Source organism: Paenibacillus sp. FSL H3-0469 (genome assembly GCF_038051945.1).
Taxonomy (GTDB): domain Bacteria; phylum Bacillota; class Bacilli; order Paenibacillales; family Paenibacillaceae; genus Paenibacillus_AQ.
On record NZ_CP150302.1, the window covers coordinates 2,346,739 to 2,368,167 of the forward strand.

Sequence of the window (21,429 nt, forward strand, 5' to 3'; positions counted from 1 at the left end):
ATACAATTATCGTAGAAATCCTTCACGAAAATTGTATCCACAAACCTAAATACCTAACTTATATATAACTTATTATGTTATGTATTTGTCATCCATTGCCCCATATCTCCCCCAGCAATTAAAAAAAGCGCAAACCCGGAATCAGCGGAAGCCGGATTTACGCAGTGCCTATTCATCTTTATGGAGCTTTAATTTGCGGTAATCCCCCGGGGTCATGCCCGTAATCCGTTTGAAGACCCGTCCGAAGGTAATGGAATTAGCATATCCAATCTGCAGAGCAATATCCTGTATGCTCTCTGAAGTCGTATCCAGCAGTTCCTTGGCCTTCATCAGCCGCAGCTCTGCGAGAAAGTCCACGAACTTCATATTGAACTCTTCCTTGAACAGGTAGCTGGCGTATTTCGCAGAGATCTGGAACCGTTCGCTCAGATGATTCAAGGAGAGATCAGGATTCGCATAATGCTCTTCAATATAATGCTTAACCTCGGTAATCATTACCCGGTGGCTCTTCAGCTCATTGACCGACACATAGACATGGTAGGTTTCATTCAGCCAGCCGGTCAGCAGCTCCCGGATCTCTTCAAGATCGGTACTGCCCCGGATGCGTTCCCGCAGACCGCCGGTCCATGCTGCCGCAAGCTGACGGTCCAGCGTCTCCGCTATGCCCTTAAGCTCCTGCTCCAGCGCCTGAAGCAGCACTTCCAGCAGCATATAGATCTCTTCGTCTTTCAGGCGGTCCTTGCGGAAGGAATCGAAGATTTCGTCCAGCCGGATTCGCCAGTTCTCGCCCGATAGGCGGAATTCACGGACAAGCTGGGTGAAGCTTCCGAAGTATTTGTAGCTCTGTAGTCCGGATTCGTCCTGCTGATCCATCTGCACTGCCGCAATCTCTGTCCCCAAGGCCAGCCTGTGACTCAGTACCTCAGCCGCAGCCGCGTAAGAATTCCGGATCTCCCGCCAGTCCCGGACGACCGTACCCACTCCGAAGGTCAGAGATACCCGCAGATTATCCATAATCCAGCGGTGGCAGTCTCTTGCCAGCTCCAGCATCGTATCGCTGTCATCCTTCACCGGCTGGAACCGGAGGCCAATAATCATCCCCAGCCGCTCCCCGCTTATCCATTCGGCCCAAGCCTGAAGCTGCTTATCTGCCATCAGGTCCCCCAGTACATTGGTTAAGGCGAATTTCAGCAGGTTCTGATCCTGAGCAGGCAGCGCACGCCAGTCCTTCTCCCGGTTCAGCTCGGCTGCGAATACAACGAAGGCTTCGAACTCCCTAGTGCCCTCAAAAGGGTCCAGCGACTCCAGCCGCTCTGCCGCATCCTCCAGCCGCTGCCCGCTGAGGAAATCCTGGAACAGCTCCCGTCGCTGAATGACCAGATTCTCGTAGCGTTCCCGCTCATAGTCGGTAGTGATCTGCACCAGCCGGTCCAGTGCGTTATGCATCAGGGCCAGCTCATCGGAAGCCACAGCAGGCGCGGCATGCTGGGCCGCAGGCTGGAGTCCTTGAATCCGCACCATCAGTTGATGGATAGGCCGGTAATTCCGCCGGGTGATGTAGATGATATACACTACGCCCAGCGCAATCGTCAGCAGCCCGAGAATGAACCAGACGTAGGAGATCACCGAGATCCAGTCGAATAAGCGCCCGGCCCGCAGCCCGCTCTCGAAGGTCCAGCCGAGATCCTTCGCCTCGACCTTCGAGAGCGTTCTGTTATTCCCGCCGTCTGCGGCTGGAGCAGAATCATAGACCGGTGTCCCCGAGACATCCTTGATCCGCAGGAAGGACAGGTCTCCACTCGTCAAGCTGTCCACCAGACGCTGTATGCGGTACACACTGACATTAATAACAATATAACCGTCGGAGCCCCAAGGAATCGGCAGCCTGCTGGCCAGGCTGATCACCGGCCGTAAGTCCTGAGAGTTCCTGGGCTGAACCATCCGTACAGCGCTCCACCCCTGCTGCTGCTTATTCGCGGAGAGGCGCTGCAAATATTCTGCCTCCAGCCCCTGGCCCTGTCCCGGATTCACGTATCCGCTCTGGCCCAGCATCAGCTTGTCCTTGTTACGGTAGACATAGATTGAATCAATGAGGCTGAAGCGTTCAGATAGACGGTTCATACTCTGCACAATTTCATATGAGCTGCCTGCCGGTGATTCCGTACCGGAGGGCGCATCCAAGAAGTCATTATAAGAATAGTTATTTCCGATCTCCTGCAGCACCCCCAGCTCTATATCATTCAAGGTCCGCTCCACCGTATCCGCCACATAGCTGGTGGATATGTAATTAGCCTTCTGCGTCTCGCTGCGGGACAGCTCCGTAATGACCATGAAGGCCAGGAAGATTAGAACAGTGACTACAAGCAGGAAGACAGGGAAGTATGAGAATAGCATCCGACTATACCAACTGCGCTTCATAGAGCTTCCCCCTTCTTCTTATTCAGACTGCTGCTGCCTATGTGAAATGGTCTTGACTCTGTACAGCAGCAATGCACCTAACGCGGCGCTCACCGTACAGGAGAAATACATCAGCCCCGGGCCGCCGGTCTCCAGCAGATACCCGTTCAGCAGGTTACCGGCAATGCCGCCAAGACCGACAAACACCATATTGAACAGGCTTTGTCCTGTGGCTTGCAGCTCTTTGCCCGTAATAGAGGCCACATATTCCACAGCTGCAATGTAAAAGAAACCAAACGACATGCCGTGCAGTGTCTGGACACCTATCATAACACCGGGAACAGGAATGAGCCATTGGATCGCCCAGCGGAGCATGTAGACAACGGAGGCCAGCATCAATGTTTTCTCATAGCCGTACTTCTTCAGGACTCTTGCGGCCACGAGCATTGCCGGAACGCTGGTAATGGAAGCAATCATCAGGGCGATGCCTGACCATGCGAAGCTCCCGCCCGCCATCTGGAAGGTCAGGACAAAGAAAGAGTTGAAGGCCGTAAGTGTCTGGTTCACCAGAAAACAGCCGGCGAGAAACAGCAGAAAGACCCGGTTGCCCAGCAGCTGCCTGATTCCGCTGGTGAAGGTTACATGCTGCGTCTGCCGCTCCACATTCACCGGGATGGTAATCACGAGCAGAAGGGCAAGCAGGTTGAAGATCAGGAAGGGAATCCATAGCTCTGCAACTCCCATCCAGTTCAGATACAGTCCGCCGAAATACCCTCCCAGCGCTGTGCCGATACTGCCGAACAGGCGGATGGTGCCAAACGAGGTACCTGCGGCTGAAGCTGCATTCACTGCATAAGAGTCGGCAATCGGCGTCTGGGTACTCTGAAAAATCGTATACAAGCTGTATACAAGTACAATGACGACAAGCCATTTTACATTGTAGAGATAGACTATGGTGCCGGGAACAATCAGGGTAAGCATCAGTACCAGTCTTGTTCGTTGATAGCGGTCCACCAAAATTCCCCATAACGGCTGAAACAGAATCGCCAGCAAGGTGCCGAATGCCATCATCACTCCAATTCTCTGGCTCGTCATGCCCTGATGAACCAGAAGGGAGGTGACATACGGGTTGAAGCTGCCCCCGGCCAGACCTGTGAACAGATACAGCCCGCGCATCTTCAGCAGGACCTCGCTCTCCTTGCTGCCTACAGAGAATCTCATTATACTTGTTCCGCGTCTCATATTCATACCCTCAATTCTGCCCGGTTCCTGCGTTCAGCCTGCTTCGGGCCGCGGCCGCAGCACCTATCGCTCCCGCCTGATTACCAAGCACCGCCTGCCGGATCAATAAAGATTGTTCAGGTGTATACCGGCTGACCCGCGCTGCAACCTCCTGCACATAGCCCGGGTTCTTCTCCACGACACCACCGCCCAGAATCACCAGCTCCAGATCCAGCGTAATCGCAATATTCTTGACCGCCGCCGCCATCTGTTCATACGCATGATCCAGCAGCGCAAGTGCGGTCTCATCCTGCTGCTGCGCCGCTGCAAATACATGCTCCGCCCGGACCGCATCGCCCTGCGCCAGCTCCCGGATCAATGAACTGCTATTATTCCCGTGCAGCCTAGCCGCTGCTTTCGCCCCGATACCCGTGCCGGATACCTCCATCTCAAACGGGCCAAACTCACTGTACTCCGGATCGGCAGCAGCATGAACCGCTCCCGGCTCAACGATGAGATAGCCGATCTCACCCGCAGCGAAGCTGGCTCCCCGGTAGAGCTGGCCGTTCAGGAACAAGGCGCTGCCCACTCCAGTCCCGACCGTAATCATAATGAAATGCTCAGACCCGGCAGCCGAGCCCGCTGCATACTCGCCCATAGCCGCCATATTCACATCATTGTCCAGCACCACCAGTCCGGGATAATAAGCTGCAATTACCGGACGGATATCCGCGGTTGCAGGCCAATTGAGCGCCGGTGCGCTAGTCAATGTACCCGTGCGCTCATTCATGACTCCCGGGAACCCGATGCCTACTCCCTTCAGAGAAGCGAGCTTAGTACCGTTACGCTTGCATAGCTGCTCCAGTTCGGCGAATAACCAGCGGAAGAACACCCCCGGCTCCCGGCTCAGCTGCGTCTCCACCTTGTACTGTTCAAGCACCGTTCCTTCTTCATCCGTCAGGCATAGCAGTGTTTTGGTTCCGCCCACATCAATTCCGGCAGTTAACATATTCATCTAGGATTCCCCCGTCATTCTATTTAATATAAGCTTATACTTCTCATGCCCGCATCTCACGAAAAGCCAATTGGACCGCGGTCTGCACCGCTCCAAGCACCACATCCTTGTCCCCGTGGCTGGACGCAGCCAGCCGGGGCTTCCGGTGAAGCCCGCCCAGCCGGGATTCCAGCCTCTCCAGCAGGATCTCCCCATGGCTGCCCAGTTCGCCTCCAAGGACCACTGTCGTTGGAGCCATCACGGTACAAATACTGCCTACCGCCTCTGCAAGCAGATTGCAATAGGCCTCGATAATAGCAAGTGCAAGAGGCTCACCTCTGCGCACTTCATCCCATATCTGCTCCACCGGTCCTCCCGGTATGGACAGCAGATACGCTGAATCACCTGAACTTGTGTGTTCTTTTGCCATCCGGTTAGCCAGCTGCCTTAATCCGTCTGTAGATAGTACATCCTCCAGCCTGCCCGCGCTCAGCATCAGATTGGCTAGTTCCCCTGCACCGCCGCCAAGCCCCCGGTAGATCTCCCCGTGGATAATGAAGCCGCCCCCGGTTCCTGCGCCTATGGAGAAGTACAGGAGAGAGCCGCTTGCCTCCATCCCCGAAGAGGTATACTCTGCCAGCGCCGCGAGGTTGACATCATTCTCCGTCACGACAGGCACGGGGAACAGCTGGGCCAGATTAGTCCTTGCGAGCACCCCTTCACACCCGCGCAGCGGGGCAACCAGGTCAGATACGCTGCCATCTGCCGGGTCCACTACGCCTGGAATCCCGAAGGCCGCGGCCCGCAGCTTCTCCCGGGAGATCCCGGAATCCGCAAGCAGTCCCTCTATGCTCTGCACCAGAAAGTCGTGACACACCGCCTCTGTCAGCCCGCTCTCCGGCATAGACAGCTGCTTGTAATAGCAGATTTCTCCGCTCATATCCGCAAGCGCTATCCGCAGGCTGCTTCCTCCCACCTCTGCCCCTAGGGTATAGAAGCATTTCGGGTTGAATTCCACTAGAGTCGCTTTACGGCCCTGAGTGTTCTCCGCTCTGCCGGTCTCTCTGACCAGTCCGCGTTCTATAAGATGAGCAATGGCTGAGGATACCGTAGGCTTGCTTAGGCCGGTATACCGGCTAAGATCCGCTCTGGATTGCGGTCCGCCGCCGATGATCCGGTCCAGAATCAGAAATTCATTCAGATTGCGCATGACCTTGGGGGTCCCGGCCGTTTGAATTTTCACGATTCATACTCCGTTCTATACATAGTTAATTAAGTTTACTAACTTAATATACAGTCTAATATACAATCTTTCGGGTGATTTATCCAGACCCTATCACCCCATAAAATGCAAAATCCCCGATCCTCCTGCGGACCGGGAATGCGTGCCAGGCTAATTCAGCATTTTCTCCATATGCAGCACTTTGTGGAAGCCGGCCTGCGAGGAGAATAACCGGGTATTCTGCACCTTGAAGGTCCGGAAGCCCACCCGCTCATACAGCTTCTTCGCCAGCGGATTGGTATCGACAACCTCCAGCAGCACCTTACTGCGGTCCGCCTCCCGGGACCACGCGAAGACAGCCTCCAGCAGCCGGGTTCCGATTCCCAGCCCTCTGGCCTGCTCAGACACAACAAGCGGATCAATATGCACTGCATTTGAGGGGGTATTGCCATGAAGCAGGCGGAAGATGCCATAAGCTGCATAGCGCCAAGCGCCGCCGAGCAGCCCGAAGGTCTGCCTAAGTGAACGGTAATTCAGTGTCATGAAGAAGCCAACGCCCGTCTCCAGACCGGCAAAGCCTACGACCCTTCCTTCATACACCGCATACAGGGCCTTGTCATAATGCAGACAGCGGCTCAGCACGTCCACAATCTCCTGCTCTTTACGGGAGAAGATCCATATTCCGCTGAATTTCAAGGTAAAAGCCTGATAAAACAGCCTGGCGACTTCGCGTTTCTGTTCCTCATCCAAGCGGCTCACGATCTCTACTTGCAGTGTTGACATACAAATTCCTCCTTATTGTTCCGTTCCAGATTCTACCGTCTTGGTGAACGTGCCCTCTTCACGGTTACCTGCCGTCCCCATGCCCTGTTCCGCTGAAGCCTTGGAGGACTGTAGTAACCAGCAGCTTCGGAGCATCATTCTTCGCAAGATTACCCTTCTGAATCTCCTGCCAGGCAACGAACAACAGATTATACATGACCGTTATGATCCAGTGGGCGGTCATTCCGGTATTCAGCAGACCGCGTGCCTGCCAGCCCTCCACCGCTTCCCGCAGCGGCTGCTTGATCCGTGCTTCCTCGGCTACAATATGCGGATTCTCGTCCACGGAGGCGGCGCTGCTGAGAAAAGACACCTTACCACCCAAGGGAATCAGCACCTCGAACACTTCCGTCAGGAATGGGAGCATATCGTGCTCCTCTGCGGTAACGCCTCCAAGCGCTTCTTCCACCAGCCCGATCGCATTCAGCGCCAGCGCATCCAGCAGCAGCTCTCTGGTGGAGAAATAACGGTGCAGCGTCGCAATGCCGATCCCTGCGTGATCCGCGATCTCCTGTAGAGTAGCCGTCGGCTTGAGCGCCAGCAGCTCCGTCGATGCATCCAGAATGGCCTTCCGTTTGTTATCTTTAACACTAGTTTTCATGAATATAGGCCTGCCTCTGCTGTAGGATGAGTGATAGTTTTGTCAACTTAATGATACTAAATTAATTAAAATGATATATCTATCTATCATTTTAGTTTATTTTATACCGGGAGGTTGGTGGTGTCAAACTTCCAATGCGCGTTAGCCAAAGGTTAACTGTAATTCATACAACTAAAATGAACAATTCAGGCTCTATGGGCGGTTTAATGCAGTTAACTCAGCTTATCCGGGTTTTAGGCTACTTTTAGCTGTACGGAATACAATTAAACTGACTCCTGGAAAAAGAAGGGGAGACGGCAACCTCCCGTCTCCCCCATATTCCTTTTATTTGATCTTGCGAGCACTACTTTCGCCCACCTTACCTTACCTCGCATTCCATCCGCAGCACATGGAACGACTTCGGCTCCAGTGTATAAACCATCCGGCTTGCGGTCTCAATCGGCACACGCTTAGGCGCGATGTTGCGCGGAGCCTCAATCGAGTTCACTTCCGTCTCCTCGCCCTGCATCACATAGGCTTCGCCGCTTCCGGTCAAGGACAGCGCAGTCTCCAGCTCCACCTGAACGGTACGGTCCTGCGTGTTCACCAGCTTCACATAAAGGATCTGCTGCTCCTCATCATAAGATACAGTGTAAGGAATCTCCTCCTGGTCATGTACCGTCTGCAGTACCTTCGTTCCCATCAGCGTACTGTACAGTTGCTGCACATAGTAGCTTGGCGTGCCGTAGCTGTTCTCACCATCGAACCAGATCATGTCCGGCGACCACTGGGCGTAGCCAAGTCTGGCGAACAACGGTGCATAAGAGGCCAGCACGACGATATCAGCGTTGCGCTCAAGGCCCGTCAGGAATGCGGCTTCGGCCAGCGCAGCGCCCCAGCTGTTGAAGTGCGGCGAATTCATCCCGTTGCCATAATGGCCTGCGTACTCCCCGGCGAATACCTTGATATCCCGCGGATACTTATCATAGAAATGCACATTCTCGCACAGCCATTCCGGCTTCACATAATAATGCTCATCGACCGCATAGACGAAATTCGGATTGCCCGCAGCACGCTTCCGGTAATATTCCCACGCCCGGGTGTAGTTATCTGAGCTGACATCCGGCCCGGCAGAGCCGATTAGCTGCACAGCCGGGTACGCTGCATGAATCGCCTGCTCGAACAGATCGTACCTGGTGAAAAAGTCCGCATGCTCCGTCTCCCACTGTTCATTGCCGATCCCGATCATCTCCAGACCAAATGGTTCCGGGTGCCCCATCTCACTCCGCAGTCGTCCCCACGGTGAATCCACCGGTCCGTTGGCGAATTCCAGCAAGTCCAGCGCATCCTGGATATACTCCTGGAAATCATCATCATGTACGCCCACATGCTCAGTAGACTGGAACTGGCAGGCCAGCCCGACATTCAGCACCGGAATCGGCCGCGCTCCCAGGTATTCACACAGCAGAAAATACTCATAGAACCCGATTCCCAGGCTCTGATTATAATGGCTGTACTCGCTCGTGTACTGATTCTCTTCATTATTCCCGTGCAGCGCCCAGCGGCTGCTGTTATTCTTGCGTTGTTCGGCGGCGCCCACACTCCGCTTCCATTGGTAACGGTTCTCCAGGTTATAGCCCTCAACAATACATCCACCCGGGAAGCGCAGGAAGCCCGGCTTCATCTCTTCCAGCAGCCCGACCAGATCCCGGCGGAACAGACCCAGCGCCGCATCGGAGGGAATCATGGAAATAAAGTCGAAGCAGACCGTGCCCGGCGCATCCAACCGGATGACGAAATCCCCATACGATACAGCCTCATTGCTGCTAAGCTGCGCCGTATAGCGTGTCCACTCTTCCCCTACCGCTGAGGTGATGACAGCCTGCGCCATAACTGTACCGCTTGTCTCAACTGAAACTTCAATGCCCCCTGCGTACCCCTCCGCTCTGGCATAGAAGGATACCTCATACGTAAGTCCCGGCTTCAGAGACACACCATCATAGGCCTTATTGGTAAAAGCGTTCTGCGTCTCCCCGGCGGTAAACGCCAGATAATGGGGATTGACCTCATTCTGCGGATGCTCCGTCTCAATCTTCAGGGTGGCCCCGCTGGCTTCTGCCGGATATGCTGTCCAGCCATAGAGACCGTCATGGCTCTCGCTGTAGCTCCCCCTGTCGCCCTGCGCCTTCATGAATTCAAAGGAACGGTTCTCAATCATCTCGGCATGCAGCCCGCCGTCCAGCCCGTAGTTGATATCCTCGAAGAAGAGCCCTATCATCCCCTTGGTGATCGGCACACCGGATTTATCTGTGATTTGTAGTTTCATTTATAAGACCTCACTTAGAAAAGAGTAATAAAAAACTAAACGCACTTAAAGAGTTTGACTGGAAGCGCTATCGTCACTGCGGTGAACATTTGGACTTCCGGTCGCTGCCCTTCTGCAGATTTCTTGATTGTATACCGCTGTTCGCGGTGGAAATCCGCAGACAAAGGCGAACGCTGCCGCTCCTCCAGTTCCAAATTCCCCCTCCGTTTCTTTACGCTTTTTGCTAAATCTCTTAAGTGCTTCTTATTATTAGCCGCCTACAAATATGAAATAACCTCAGACGTAATGCTGCTGTCGTAACGGTCGGAGATGCCGAAGTCCATCTTTTTATACGTCCACGCGGCCCGCCCGATCTTGTACTGCTCGAACACTCCATGCACATCCCGGTACCAGTTCACCACGCCCTGCGACGGGGCTTGTTCAATGACTCCATATTCCCCGCAGTACAGATACACATTCCGCTCCGCTGCCACATCGATGGCGTTCTGAATCAAGCTGGTCATGTACGCCGGACCCATCTCTTGGATACCTTCGGCATGAAGCCCGGAGCCAAAAGCACCAATGGCCGCCGAAGTGCTGCGGTAGTTCGCAAGGTCACCCGGATACTCCATACTGCTCTTAGGCATCTGTTCCACCCAAGCCGCACGCTGGTGTGTGAACAGGAACGGCTCATAGAAGTGGAACGTGTACACGATATTCTCGTCATAGGGCTGATCGAGCAGCTCCAGCGTATGCACACTGTTCCACTGGATACCACCGATAACGATTTTGGTCTCCGGGGCGTGCTTGCGTATCTCGGCAATTGTCCGGTGGGCCAGTGCGTTCCAGCGGCTGCTGTCCTGCTCCACAATCTCATTCAACAATTCAAAAGCCACAGTATCCTTATAACTGGCATACCGGCTGGCAATTGCCTTCCACAGATTCAGGAACCGCTCCTGGAGCGCCGGATCATCGAACAGGGAATTCTCGGCCACGCTGTTGAAGGAGAAGCCGGGCGTTTTATGCAGATCAATAATGAGATTCAGCCCATGGGCAGCACACCAGCGGATGCAATTGTCGATATGCTTGAAACCGGCGTAAGTTTCAGCATTCCCCGTATCCTCTATCACTTCATAATCCACAGGAAGCCGGACATGGTCCAGACCCCAGGAGGCAATCGTCTCGATATCCTTCTCCGTAATGAAGCTCTCATAATGGGCATGCTGATACGGACACTGGGACAGCCAGCCTCCAAGATTCACCCCTCTGGTATAACCCGTCCATTCTTTCATCACGATCATCCTCTCCGGCCTCAGCCTGCATTGTAAGCTCTTACTGCTACCTGTCTTAAGCATAGATAAACCCTGGCCGCAGAACAATTACACATCGTGCGTAAGTACTAACTTATTGTGCAATCCTCATTTACAAAGGGCACTCTAAGCTTCTACAATAGACCTATCTGCTGCGCAGGAGGCTTCTATGAACATACACAATATCGGCTACAACCACAGCCATGACGCGGACTTCATCATTAACCGGCCCCAGGGCTCGGGCGACCATATGCTATTGCTGCTGAAAACCCCGGCCATCTTCACTTTGGAGGGAGAGAGCCGGGTCACCGGACCGGATTCCTTTATCCTATATAGCGAGCACACCCCCCAGCTCTACCGGGCGCATGGGCCGCAGTTCACTAATGACTGGTTCCATTTCCGGCTGGACAACCCGGGGGATGAAGCGCTGCTGGACCGGCTGGCGATCCCCAGGGATGAAGTGATCCCGATTGGCGATCTGAACGAGCTGTCGATCATCATTAACCATTTGTGCTATGAGGCTTATTCCGAGAACCCGCATAAGGACGAGACGATTGAATTATATCTGCGGCTATTCTTCATTAAGCTCAGCAACCGGATTCATTCGACCCAGAAGGAAGTCGGCAACACGCACTACAACAAGATGTCCATTATCCGCACCAAAATCTACAACCAGCCCTTCCTCAACTGGACGATAGATGGACTATCCCACGAGCTGACCATGAGCCGTTCCTGCTTCCAGCACCTATATAAAGACTACTTCGGCGTAAGCCCGATGGCCGACGTCATTGCCAGCCGGATCGAACATGCCAAGTACCTGCTCACCACCACAGACATCTCTGTCAAAAAAATCGCCGAAATGAGCGGCTACGCCAGCGAGATCCACTTCATGCGCCAGTTCAAGCAGCAGACAGGGCGGACGCCGTCACAGTACAGGGAACTCGTAACATAGCTTTACAAGAACCTTAGCTTCAATGTTCTAATTTCATATGGCGTAATTTCTGTTTCATAACGCTGACCGCAGGAAGGGCTTCCAACCGGATGCTCCATCAGATCACACTCCTGCCAGACCGCATCCGGCCATTCTGTGCTCAAGACCACTGTCCCGCGGCGCCCGGTGAATTCATGCAATCTGATAATGACCGCATCGCCCTCCTCTGCCAGTTTCACAGCATCCACCATAATATGATCGCAGTCGATTTGCAGAAATCCCTGTCTGGAGAGCTCGGATGCTCCGGCGGCGTACTGTAGAGGGTCGTTCAGATCCCAGGCCTCCTGTACGGTACAGCCCTCGATCCAGTCCCCCTCATGCGGCAGCAATGCATATGTGAATATATGCCTTCCCTGATCTGCCTGCGGATCGGGAACCATAGCCGATTTGACCAGCGTAAGACGCATCACAGCATCCTTAATGTCGTATCCGTACTTGCAATCATTCAGCAGACTGACTCCATAACCCCGTTCAGATAAATCTGCCCATTGATGACCCACCGTCTCGAATCTGGCAGCATCCCAACTGGTATTCCAATGTGTAGGCCGCGACACATTCCCGAACTGGATATCATAGGTAGCTTCCACAGCACGGATCTGCACCGGAAAAGCTACCTTCAAGAGACGCCGCTGCTCATGCCAGTCCAGCTCCGTCTCCCAATCGATCCGGCGGCTGCGGGTATATACAATCATTCTTTGTTCTATCCTTGAGTTTTTGTACATCCAGCAGAAATGAATGACGGCGCGAAGCGGCCCTGACTCCAGCAGTGTGACCGCTTCAAGCCCGGTAACGGTCTCCATTTTTTCTGTATAAAAGATATCGATGTCCCAGGCTTCATGTCGGCTTTTGGGCTTATCCTCAAACGTCTGCAAAACGTTGCCGCATTGTCCGGGTTCAAGTACAGTGCGCCCGCACTGGCGGTCGTAGAGCAGCGTAATCTGACCGGATTCATTCCACTCTATATCGTAAAACGGAGTTGTTATTCCGTTTGTCTTCCAGTTAAACGGATCATGATCCGCTATTACAGACACTGCCGTCTCTGGTGCTGCTGCAGTCCAGGTAACGTAATCAAGCGCAGGCAACGCTTCCGCATATACCAGCAGGTTCCCGTCATGGGTACGCTGGGTAAGCAGGCGGGCACCTGCCGAATCATTCCAGCAGGTATGGAGCTCCGAAACCTCCCCTCCTTCGCCTTGCTTTAGGCAGACCAGCCCGTCCCTTGCCCATGATGCACTGTTAAGCACGGTAACCGCCTTGCCCGCAGCTGGAGGAAGAATGAATGCTGCGGCCGCTCTCCGCCAGACCTCCGAAGCCAGCCTCTCGGCTGTCTCGTATTCTGCCCGGCTATCTTCGTACACTTCCCGGATGGAGGAGCCTGGGATGATATCATGAAATTGATTTCGCAGCACAATGGTCCAGATATCTGCGATAGTGCCTGCAGGATAAGCTGCCGGCGCTTTGCCTTGGGCATAGGCCAGTACACTCAGCCATTCGGTTCTGCGCAGCATAAGCTCCAGCTTGCGGTTCATCCGTTTGTTATGCGCCTGACTCGTGTAAGTCCCCCTGTGCAGCTCCAGATATAATTCGCCGTCCCATACATGAATATATTGCTCCGATTCCTCCAGCCTCTGTTCCAGCTCCCGGAAATAATCATCTGCCCGTCCTGTAGTCACATTAGGCATCCCCGGAATCTCGTCCAGCCTGCGGCGCATCTCCAGCATTTCACGGTTTACTCCGCCACCGCCGTCCCCATATCCGTAGGCAAGCAGCAAGGTCTGGTTCAGCGCCTTATCCTGATAGCTCTCCCAGATTCCCTGCACACTATCCGCCGTAATCGAACCATTGTACGTATAATAAAAAGCTCCCTCGCTCGCCCCCGAATCCGGGGTCGTGATGAAGTGCGTTGTTATCTCTGTCCCGTCTATTCCCCGCCACTTGAACGTATCATGCGGCATCCGGTTATATTGGTTCCAGCTGATTTTCGTCGTCATAAAGGCCTCTATGCCGGACTTTTTCAAGATTTGCGGAAGAGCCCAGCTGTATCCAAATACATCAGGGAGCCACAGATATTTGCATTCCACTCCAAATTCCTTTTGAAAAAAACGTGTTCCATAGAGTAATTGCCGTACTAGCGATTCACCAGAGGTCAGATTACAGTCGGCTTCCAGCCACATCCCGCCCCCTGCCTCCCAACGGCCCTCTGCCACCCTTTGCTTTATTTCCTGATAGATCTGCGGATAATCTTCCTTGATATATTCATAGAGCTGCGGCATGGTCTGCAAGAATACATACTCCGGATACTGCTCCATCAGCCGAAGTACTGTGGAGAAGGAACGGGCCGCCTTGTCCCGTGTATGCTTCAGCCTCCACAGCCAGGCGACATCGATATGCGTATGCCCAATACACTGAACCGTGACTGCACTATGCTTGGGCAACGCGGCGAGACCTGCCCGCAGCAGGGTTAAGGCTTTTCCGGCAGAGGTATAGAAGCTTTCCGCTCCCGGTTCTGACCAGTCCAACGCTCTGAATGCCTGATCCAGCAGCTGCAGCAGGGCGTGACGTTCGGCCTGATGATCAGCCATTGAAGCGGCCGCACCCAGACAAGCCTTCCCCGTATAATAGAGGTCATCCGCAGCCTCATCAAGCACAGACAGCTCTGCCCGGCTAAGCTGGTGCTCCATTACCGCATCCGGCTGATAGCCGCCAAGTCCTGACCACATTCTCAAGTGCAGCGCAGCTGTTGTTCCGCATAATCCATCCGGGAGCCTCACTTCACCATGATTACTGTCCACCCCCTGGTATGGGCTTCCGTTCAGGAACATCAGCGATTCGAATCCGCTATTATTCCCGCCGCCGTTCGTTCCCAGCTCAAAGCGTGCCACTACTATTTTCCCCAGCCATTGCGCCGGAATGTCCACATTAGCGGCCAGCCAGTAGTATTCGTCCTTTCCCTTCCACCTGTCTCCAAGCGTAACAGGAATCCATTCACCGGACTCATCAGGGTATGCACCAGCGCTTCCAGCCGTATCCCGCTTCATTAATAGCCCTTTCATTTCTCTTCTCTCTCTGTACCGGAGATCCTCCAGCTCAGCAATCCGGGCCCCCAGCTTCTCCACAGTCCACCACATGGCCACTCCTCCATATTCTAATGTAACTTCCCCGTAATCAAGCGGTGACTGCGTTGAATATCCTCCGCCGAACAGGCCGCCTTTAATTCATATACCTTCAAGGTTGCTGCTTCAATAGCCTTCAGATAGAAGTCGAAGGATTGCGGATCATTACTGTGCACATACGGACACCAATGATCCGAGAGCCCTAACGTTTCATGAATATGAACCCCATAGATATAAGGCAGTAGATCGTCCAGCTCCTCGGTATTGGAATATAAGCCCATCCGGTCCATCATAGTGGCATGTCCAATGTCATACCATAGACGAACCGGACTTCCCTTTAAGCTGTCACAAATGGCTTTAGCCTCACTTAAGGTTGGAATCTGGTAGCAGCGTGAACGGGTCTCGATGCCGATTGTGACCTGCCAGCCCTTCTTGGCCACATATTCACTGACCTCTTCCAGACTGCCGCGAATCCGTTCACAATAAGCAGGACTATGCTGCTCACGAACATCAGCCATCTGTCTCCATAACCTCTGATACTCCGGCGAGCCCGGTCCATACTCCTGATATAGCTGCTTAAGCTCATGATCAATATTGTAGTCAAAGGGAACCTCACCCGGATGCACGACAACCGCTTTCGCACCATAGCGGCGGGCATACTCAACCGATGTGATCAGCAGCTCCACAGCACGCCGCCGCTTCGATTCATCCTTATAGCCAAGCAACAGTGAATCTGTGTCATAATCCTTATCACTCACATACGGAAATACATTATGCACGCTCGATATACTGATTTCACCGCTGTCTATCATCGGTTCAATACTGCTGAGCAGCTCTCTGGTCACATTATAATTCAATTCCACATGCCGGAAGCCTAATTCCTTAATCTCTTCAATTAATCTGCGTCCGCTCTGTTGTTGCTTAATATTCCAGCAGGTAGAGAACGAATAATCGCCCTTATCCTCCATAGCTCAGACTCCTTTCTGTGCACAACTCTTGTAAAAAGAGAAATCCGCCAAAAGTCCAGGCGGATTTCCATAATGCGGTTAGCTGTCCTGCATCTTTATTTACTGGCCGTCTCATTATAATTAGCTGTGAATTCTTCAATGATCTGATCTCCGCCGCTACTCCGCCATTTAGCAATCGCGTCTTCCCAGCCTTTGTCATCCAGCTCGCCCAGCACGTACCGGACCTGGGCATCTGTAATGGCTTTTCTGAGCTCGCTTCCTTTATCGGTGTTTGTTGCTGAGATCAGCCCGGCGCTATAATCAATAACTGCAATGCCGCTGTTACTAATAATGGTGTTCTTCACCTTCGCTTCAATCTCAGTCTCTTTCGGTGTTATACCGGCATAGGGGTCATCCCATTTGAAATTTTTCCAGTCTCCGCTGCCGCTGGAGCCGGCAATAATAACCGCCTGATTGTCTTCCACAGTGTAGTCCGTGCCTTCTACGCCGTACATTAACAGACTTTGAAGCGGTTCTTCGCCCAATTGATCCAGGAAGGCAATAATCTGTTTGAGCTTCCCTTCATCCGGTACACTGGATTTTGGAATGGCGAGAATATTGTCATAACCGAGAGTGGCTCTAGCCCGCTCGCCTTGCGGACCCTCGAAATTCTGGGCAATATCTACTACTACAGCAGGGTTTTGCTTCATTAAATCTGTATGCCGGACGATAGCGTCATCCAGCACCGCGAAATAGATGCCCGCTTTTTCCTGATTGAAATACTCATATTTCTTGGCAATCGGGAAATCTGCGCCGATCAGCTTCTCATCAATCATTTTCTTGTACAGATCCAGCGAAGCCTTGAAATCAGGATACATGAAATCCGGAATAATCTTGCCGTCCTTCAGTCCCCAGCCATTGGCACCCCCGGAGTATACAGCCAGCTGCTTCAGAAGCTCCATCGTACTGTCTTCCTGGATTCCAAAGGTATCGTTCTTGCCATTCTGGTCCGGGTCATTCTCGGTAAACGCTTTCGCAATCGTATAGATATCATCCACCGACTTCGGAGGCTGCAGCCCCAGCTGATCCAGCCAGTCTTTACGAAAGATCATCCCATATCGGGCCAGCACACGCTCACGGGGAATTCCGAAGAGTTGGCCGTCAATCGTAGCATTATTTTTGCTTACTTCTGACATATTCTTCAGATTCTTCGTATCCTTCAGGTACGGGGCAAGATCCCAGAATACACCGGCATTCTGCGCCTGCAGCATGGCTGATTCTTTGTTTCTGCGGATCAGCAGCAGGTCAGGCATGGTTCCGGCTGCAATGGTAGCACTAACCTTGTCATCGTAGCTTGAAGCAGGCACCCAGGTGATATCCAGCTTGGTATGGGTCTCTTCCTGAATTTTTTGCAGAATCGGGCTGTCATTCTTCGGCGGCTCCGCCAATTGTTGAATCATCATAACACTCAGCTCAAGCGGCTTCTCTTCATCTGTATTTACCGCAGCAGAGGTAGTCTCCTTATTGCCGCAAGCAGCCAGCATCGTGATGGACATACTGGCAATACCGGCTATGGCGATCCATTTTTTAGTCTTCGTAAATGATGTGATCATATCTCTTGTCCCCTTTTCTTAGTCAAGTCTATTATCCTTTTACAGAACCCAGCAGTGCCCCTTTAGCAAAATGCTTCTGCAAGAACGGATATACCAGCAAAATCGGCAGTGTGGATAAGACAATTACGGCCATCTTGATCGTCTCGGCAGGAGGTGCAACATAATCGCTTCCAAACTGAGTGGAGTCCCCTATCCCTCCTTGTGATAATATTACGATTTGACGCAGCCACACTTGAATGGGCCATAAGGCATTATCGTTTATATAAAGCACCGCATTAAAGTAAGAGTTCCAGTGTCCCACTGCATAGAACAAGGTAAGTGAGGCCAGAACAGGTGCGGACAGCGGCAGCACAATACGGAACAGAATGCCAGGGTCGCTTGCGCCGTCAATACGTGCAGCCTCCTCAAGGCCTTCCGGGAGCTGCTGGAAAAAGTTGCGCATAATGATCAGATTAAAGGCACTGATGAGTCCAGGGATAATAAGTGAAGCGGTACTATCCAGGAGCCCCGTCCAGCGCACCATCATATAGGTAGGAATCATTCCTCCGCTGAACAGCATGGAGAATACTACCAGACGCATTACAAGCTTGGTTCCAGCTACATCCTTCTGGGCCAGCGGGTATGCCAGCAGCGCCGTAAAGAACAGATTACATAATGTCCCTGCTACGGTTATAAATACGGATACGCCCAGACTGGAGAGGATAATGTCCGTGGACAGAATATACCGGTAGCCTTCAAGCGAGAACTTGGTCGGAAATAGAACAAATCCTCCTTTAATCAACTCTTCCGGTGCGGTAAACGATGCTACCAGAATATAAATGAAGGGCAGCACGCATACGAGGGCAACGATCAATAGCAATGTATAATTGATACCATCCACTAATCTGCCCGTCAGGGATTGTTCCTTCATGATGATCTCCTCCTTATGGATGGCTTAATAGATTCCATCTTCCCCGAATTTTTTGGACAGCCAGTTGGAGCCTACGACAAGCACCAGTCCCACTGTGGACTTGAATACCCCTACAGCAGTGCTGTAGCTTAATTTACCTTGCGAGATCCCCATACTGTACACATAGGTATCGAACACTTCACCCACCTCGCGGTTCATGGCATTGACCATCAGGAAGATTTGTTCAAACCCTGTATCCATGAAATGCCCCAGACGGAGGATCAGTAGAATAATAATGGTGCTGCGGATAGCCGGCAGAGTAATATGCCACATTTGACGCCAACGGCTGGCTCCATCGATTTTGGCCGCTTCATATAAACCCGGGTCCACCCCTGCAAGCGCTGCCAAAAAAATAATCGTCCCCCAGCCTGTTTCCTTCCACATGACCTGTGATGTAATGACCGTGCGGAACCATTCTTTGCTCAGCAGGAAGTTAACCGGCTCCCGCCCGGCACTCTCCAGCAAAGAGTTGAAGATGCCCCCCTGAGAGGATAAGAACAGGAAGCTGATTCCAGCCACCACTACCCATGATACAAAGTGGGGAATATAGATTAGCGTCTGCACAATACGCTTGTACGATTCCTTCCGTACCTCATTAAGCATAAGTGAGATAATGATCGGAAGCGGGAAGAAAAACACAATATTATAAGTTGCCAGTATAAAAGTATTGCGGAATAGCATCCAGAAGGTCTCATCCTGGAAAAACGTCGCATAATGCTTGACTCCAACCCATTTACTCCCCAGCATTCCGAGGAACGGCTGATAATCCTGAAAAGAAATCAATATTCCCCACATTGGCATATATTTGTATACGATAAAGAATAACAATCCCGGCAGCATCATGAGATAGAACCAATAATGCTTTTTAAGACGACGTACCATTCTCAGCCGTTTCGTGGATCTCAGCGGCTGATTGTTTAAGGAAACAGCTTGCATGTGTATATCCCTTCCTTCTTGCATTCATTGTGGGAGGCTTCCAAGTGATAGCTTAACCTTATTCGCTCAGGGGATAGCCGTCTACAATCCCAAGAGCAGATAACATAGATAATAATCATTAGGGAAGCTTAACGGGCTTCTTCGCTACCTGATGACACCTGCTGCATTCAGCCGCACAGGCCTACGGGCACCACCTCATAACAGCTCCAGTTCAACCGTATGATCGAATGGTGTCAGCCAGTTCAGCGACAGCGACAGGCAATTCTCCGGCAACCGGTCATTACGGATGACACCTACCAGATGTTCCTGCGCCCCTGCTCCGATCCTTATGGCGAAGTCTCCTGCCTGATAAATGGCTGAACCTTGGGTCAGGAAATAATGGCCTGGCGCTGCCCCGGGCTGCAGACCTTCTCCCGTCAATACACCCCTGCTGTCCAGTACAAAGGTCAATTGGGTGAACAAATCCTCTGCCTGATCCGAACGAATACGGATGGACCACACCTTTCCGCTGCGCTTCACCTCTGATATAAGCCGGTGCGTCTGCAGATGGGTCATGGGCCGCCGTTCATGCGGCAGCAGATACCAGGGACTGTATGCTCCCTGTTTCCCGGTATGGGCAGGAAGATATTCTGTGGGTATGGGACCGTTATAACCTTTCTCCATAGTGCTGCTAAGTGTATAACCCTGCTGCTGCTCCAATTGTTCGAACTGGACAATCCCCGGCAAAAAAGCCGTTGTCAGCTTGGTCCCCAGTACATGTGCATCTCCGTGTCTCAAGGCAAAGAAAGAGGAATTGCGGGTCATCACGGTTACGCTAGTCAGCCCGTCCCTGTACCGGACTATGGGAGAACCAAAGGCAGTATGGGCAGAGCTATGTAAAAGGGTTGCCGGCCCGCCTTGATTCCGCATGCGCTGCAAATCCTCGTCTGCAGGATGTGCTTCATTGATAATCGCTTCGTAGTGTACCGGAAGCTCCTTACGGAGGATACCCTTTAGCCCGATCTGCGGATAGAGCAGACAGGTCATAAGCCCGTGATTATTCACGCTGCCCGGTTCCTGTGCCGCCTCCGCAGCCGCGTCTGCCAGTGCGGCAAATGTACCGTCATTGTCCTCCCACGCCGTAAGCCGGGAAATGGCATAATAAGCGGACAGATCATTCTTCACCCCAAAGTCTTGACGTCCTGAATATTCAGTCACTATATCTCCGTTAGGATGGATCAGCAGAGTCATCATCCGCAAATTACGGCGGACAGGATCGAGGAGCAGCGGACGATGCAGTGTGGCTGCTGCATGATACAGCATGATATTACTCACCGCATTATAAATACCGTTACTCCGTTCCGTCCATTCCCCGTCAGCGGTCATGTCTATCCCTTCTGCCAGCCAGCAATCGGCACGATCTGCAAGCCGCGGATCACCAGACCGTTCATAGAGCAGCCCTAATGCGGCGGCAAGCACCCAGCGGTGATTCGGCGTATGGCCGCCGCCAGTCAGCATCGCAGGGACTGCCCGCTCCAGAAATTGCTCAAGCAGTAACCGCACTGTCTTAGTCTCCGGGTGTGACCCGCGCTCCAGCAGCCGGCAAATCTGTGCTAGTCCAACGACTACGAAGCCGGTGTCCGGCGGGGAATGATAATTCGTCGAGCCCAGTGTAATCGTTCCATCTTCATGCTGGGCGCGGACAATGAAGCGGGCGAGGCATTCCATTCGCTGCAACAGCCCGGCACTTCCGCAGAACCGGGAATCCGGGTTCACATAAGAGGCTGCCCAGGTCGCCATTACAGCAGCACTTCCGCCGTGATTCGGCCTTGGGATTCCCGTATTGGAATCCATTATGCCTCCTATGTATTTGCTGAGTGGATCTTCTACTTGTGCACCCATACTTGTCTGCGTATACCGTTCATTAATGTCCAGCAGTTTTCTGTATGAAGACTCTTCTCTGTAGTTCATATCTGTAACTCACCTGCCTTCGTGTTCTTGTCCTTAATATAAAAACAAAACCTGCTAACCGTATACAATCTCCCGGGCA

The 21,429-nt window shown here is 52.6% G+C and carries 15 protein-coding genes; 1 reads left to right on the forward strand and 14 read right to left on the reverse strand.

Features of this window, described 5'->3' with window-relative positions; genetic code table 11:
- Positions 1 to 168 precede the first annotated feature (168 nt).
- The 8 genes from NSS83_RS10175 to NSS83_RS10210 form a co-directional block, all read right to left on the reverse strand.
- Positions 169 to 2,418: a helix-turn-helix domain-containing protein gene (locus NSS83_RS10175; RefSeq protein WP_341348175.1), complete on the reverse strand. Its 2,250-nt coding sequence runs from the start codon at positions 2,416 to 2,418 to the stop codon at positions 169 to 171.
- A gap of 18 nt (positions 2,419 to 2,436) precedes the next feature.
- Complete coding sequence (locus NSS83_RS10180) at positions 2,437 to 3,639, reverse strand: MFS transporter (RefSeq protein ID WP_341348176.1); 1,203 nt, start codon at positions 3,637 to 3,639, stop codon at positions 2,437 to 2,439.
- Positions 3,640 to 3,649: 10 nt separating this feature from the next.
- Positions 3,650 to 4,633, reverse strand: coding sequence for an ROK family protein (locus NSS83_RS10185; RefSeq protein ID WP_341184556.1), 984 nt, complete (start codon positions 4,631 to 4,633; stop codon positions 3,650 to 3,652).
- 43 nt (positions 4,634 to 4,676) lie between these two features.
- A complete protein-coding gene (locus tag NSS83_RS10190; RefSeq protein ID WP_341184555.1) occupies positions 4,677 to 5,855 on the reverse strand; it encodes an ROK family transcriptional regulator in 1,179 nt (392 codons plus the stop codon).
- A 150-nt stretch (positions 5,856 to 6,005) separates the two neighbouring features.
- Positions 6,006 to 6,617, reverse strand: a complete 612-nt coding sequence (locus tag NSS83_RS10195) for a GNAT family N-acetyltransferase (protein ID WP_341184554.1) — start codon at positions 6,615 to 6,617, stop codon at positions 6,006 to 6,008.
- Positions 6,618 to 6,681: 64 nt separating this feature from the next.
- Positions 6,682 to 7,257 (reverse strand): TetR/AcrR family transcriptional regulator, encoded by a 576-nt coding sequence (locus tag NSS83_RS10200; RefSeq protein WP_341348177.1) that lies wholly within the window; start codon positions 7,255 to 7,257, stop codon positions 6,682 to 6,684.
- 358 nt (positions 7,258 to 7,615) lie between these two features.
- Complete coding sequence (locus NSS83_RS10205; protein WP_341348178.1) at positions 7,616 to 9,562, reverse strand: alpha-L-arabinofuranosidase C-terminal domain-containing protein; 1,947 nt, start codon at positions 9,560 to 9,562, stop codon at positions 7,616 to 7,618.
- 257 nt (positions 9,563 to 9,819) lie between these two features.
- Positions 9,820 to 10,833: a cellulase family glycosylhydrolase gene (locus NSS83_RS10210; protein WP_341185238.1), complete on the reverse strand. Its 1,014-nt coding sequence runs from the start codon at positions 10,831 to 10,833 to the stop codon at positions 9,820 to 9,822.
- Between the two features lie 187 nt (positions 10,834 to 11,020).
- On the opposite strand from NSS83_RS10210, the gene NSS83_RS10215 reads away from it, so the two are divergent.
- Positions 11,021 to 11,803, forward strand: a complete 783-nt coding sequence (locus tag NSS83_RS10215; RefSeq protein ID WP_341184551.1) for a helix-turn-helix transcriptional regulator — start codon at positions 11,021 to 11,023, stop codon at positions 11,801 to 11,803.
- A 2-nt stretch (positions 11,804 to 11,805) separates the two neighbouring features.
- On the opposite strand, the gene NSS83_RS10220 is transcribed toward NSS83_RS10215, so the two are convergent.
- The 6 genes from NSS83_RS10220 to NSS83_RS10245 all read right to left on the reverse strand — a co-directional run bounded on the left by NSS83_RS10220 (position 11,806) and on the right by NSS83_RS10245 (position 21,233).
- Complete coding sequence (locus tag NSS83_RS10220) at positions 11,806 to 14,970, reverse strand: alpha-mannosidase (RefSeq protein WP_341348179.1); 3,165 nt, start codon at positions 14,968 to 14,970, stop codon at positions 11,806 to 11,808.
- 17 nt (positions 14,971 to 14,987) lie between these two features.
- Positions 14,988 to 15,923, reverse strand: a complete 936-nt coding sequence (locus NSS83_RS10225) for a TIM barrel protein (protein ID WP_341348180.1) — start codon at positions 15,921 to 15,923, stop codon at positions 14,988 to 14,990.
- A gap of 95 nt (positions 15,924 to 16,018) precedes the next feature.
- Complete coding sequence (locus NSS83_RS10230; protein ID WP_341348181.1) at positions 16,019 to 17,515, reverse strand: extracellular solute-binding protein; 1,497 nt, start codon at positions 17,513 to 17,515, stop codon at positions 16,019 to 16,021.
- A 31-nt stretch (positions 17,516 to 17,546) separates the two neighbouring features.
- The gene (locus tag NSS83_RS10235) at positions 17,547 to 18,425 is read right to left on the reverse strand and encodes a carbohydrate ABC transporter permease (protein WP_341184547.1); all 879 of its coding nucleotides are present in this window, start codon (positions 18,423 to 18,425) and stop codon (positions 17,547 to 17,549) included.
- A 24-nt stretch (positions 18,426 to 18,449) separates the two neighbouring features.
- A complete protein-coding gene (locus NSS83_RS10240; RefSeq protein WP_341348182.1) occupies positions 18,450 to 19,400 on the reverse strand; it encodes an ABC transporter permease subunit in 951 nt (316 codons plus the stop codon).
- Between the two features lie 195 nt (positions 19,401 to 19,595).
- Positions 19,596 to 21,233 (reverse strand): hypothetical protein, encoded by a 1,638-nt coding sequence (locus NSS83_RS10245; RefSeq protein WP_341348183.1) that lies wholly within the window; start codon positions 21,231 to 21,233, stop codon positions 19,596 to 19,598.
- Between the last annotated feature and the right edge of the window lie 196 nt (positions 21,234 to 21,429).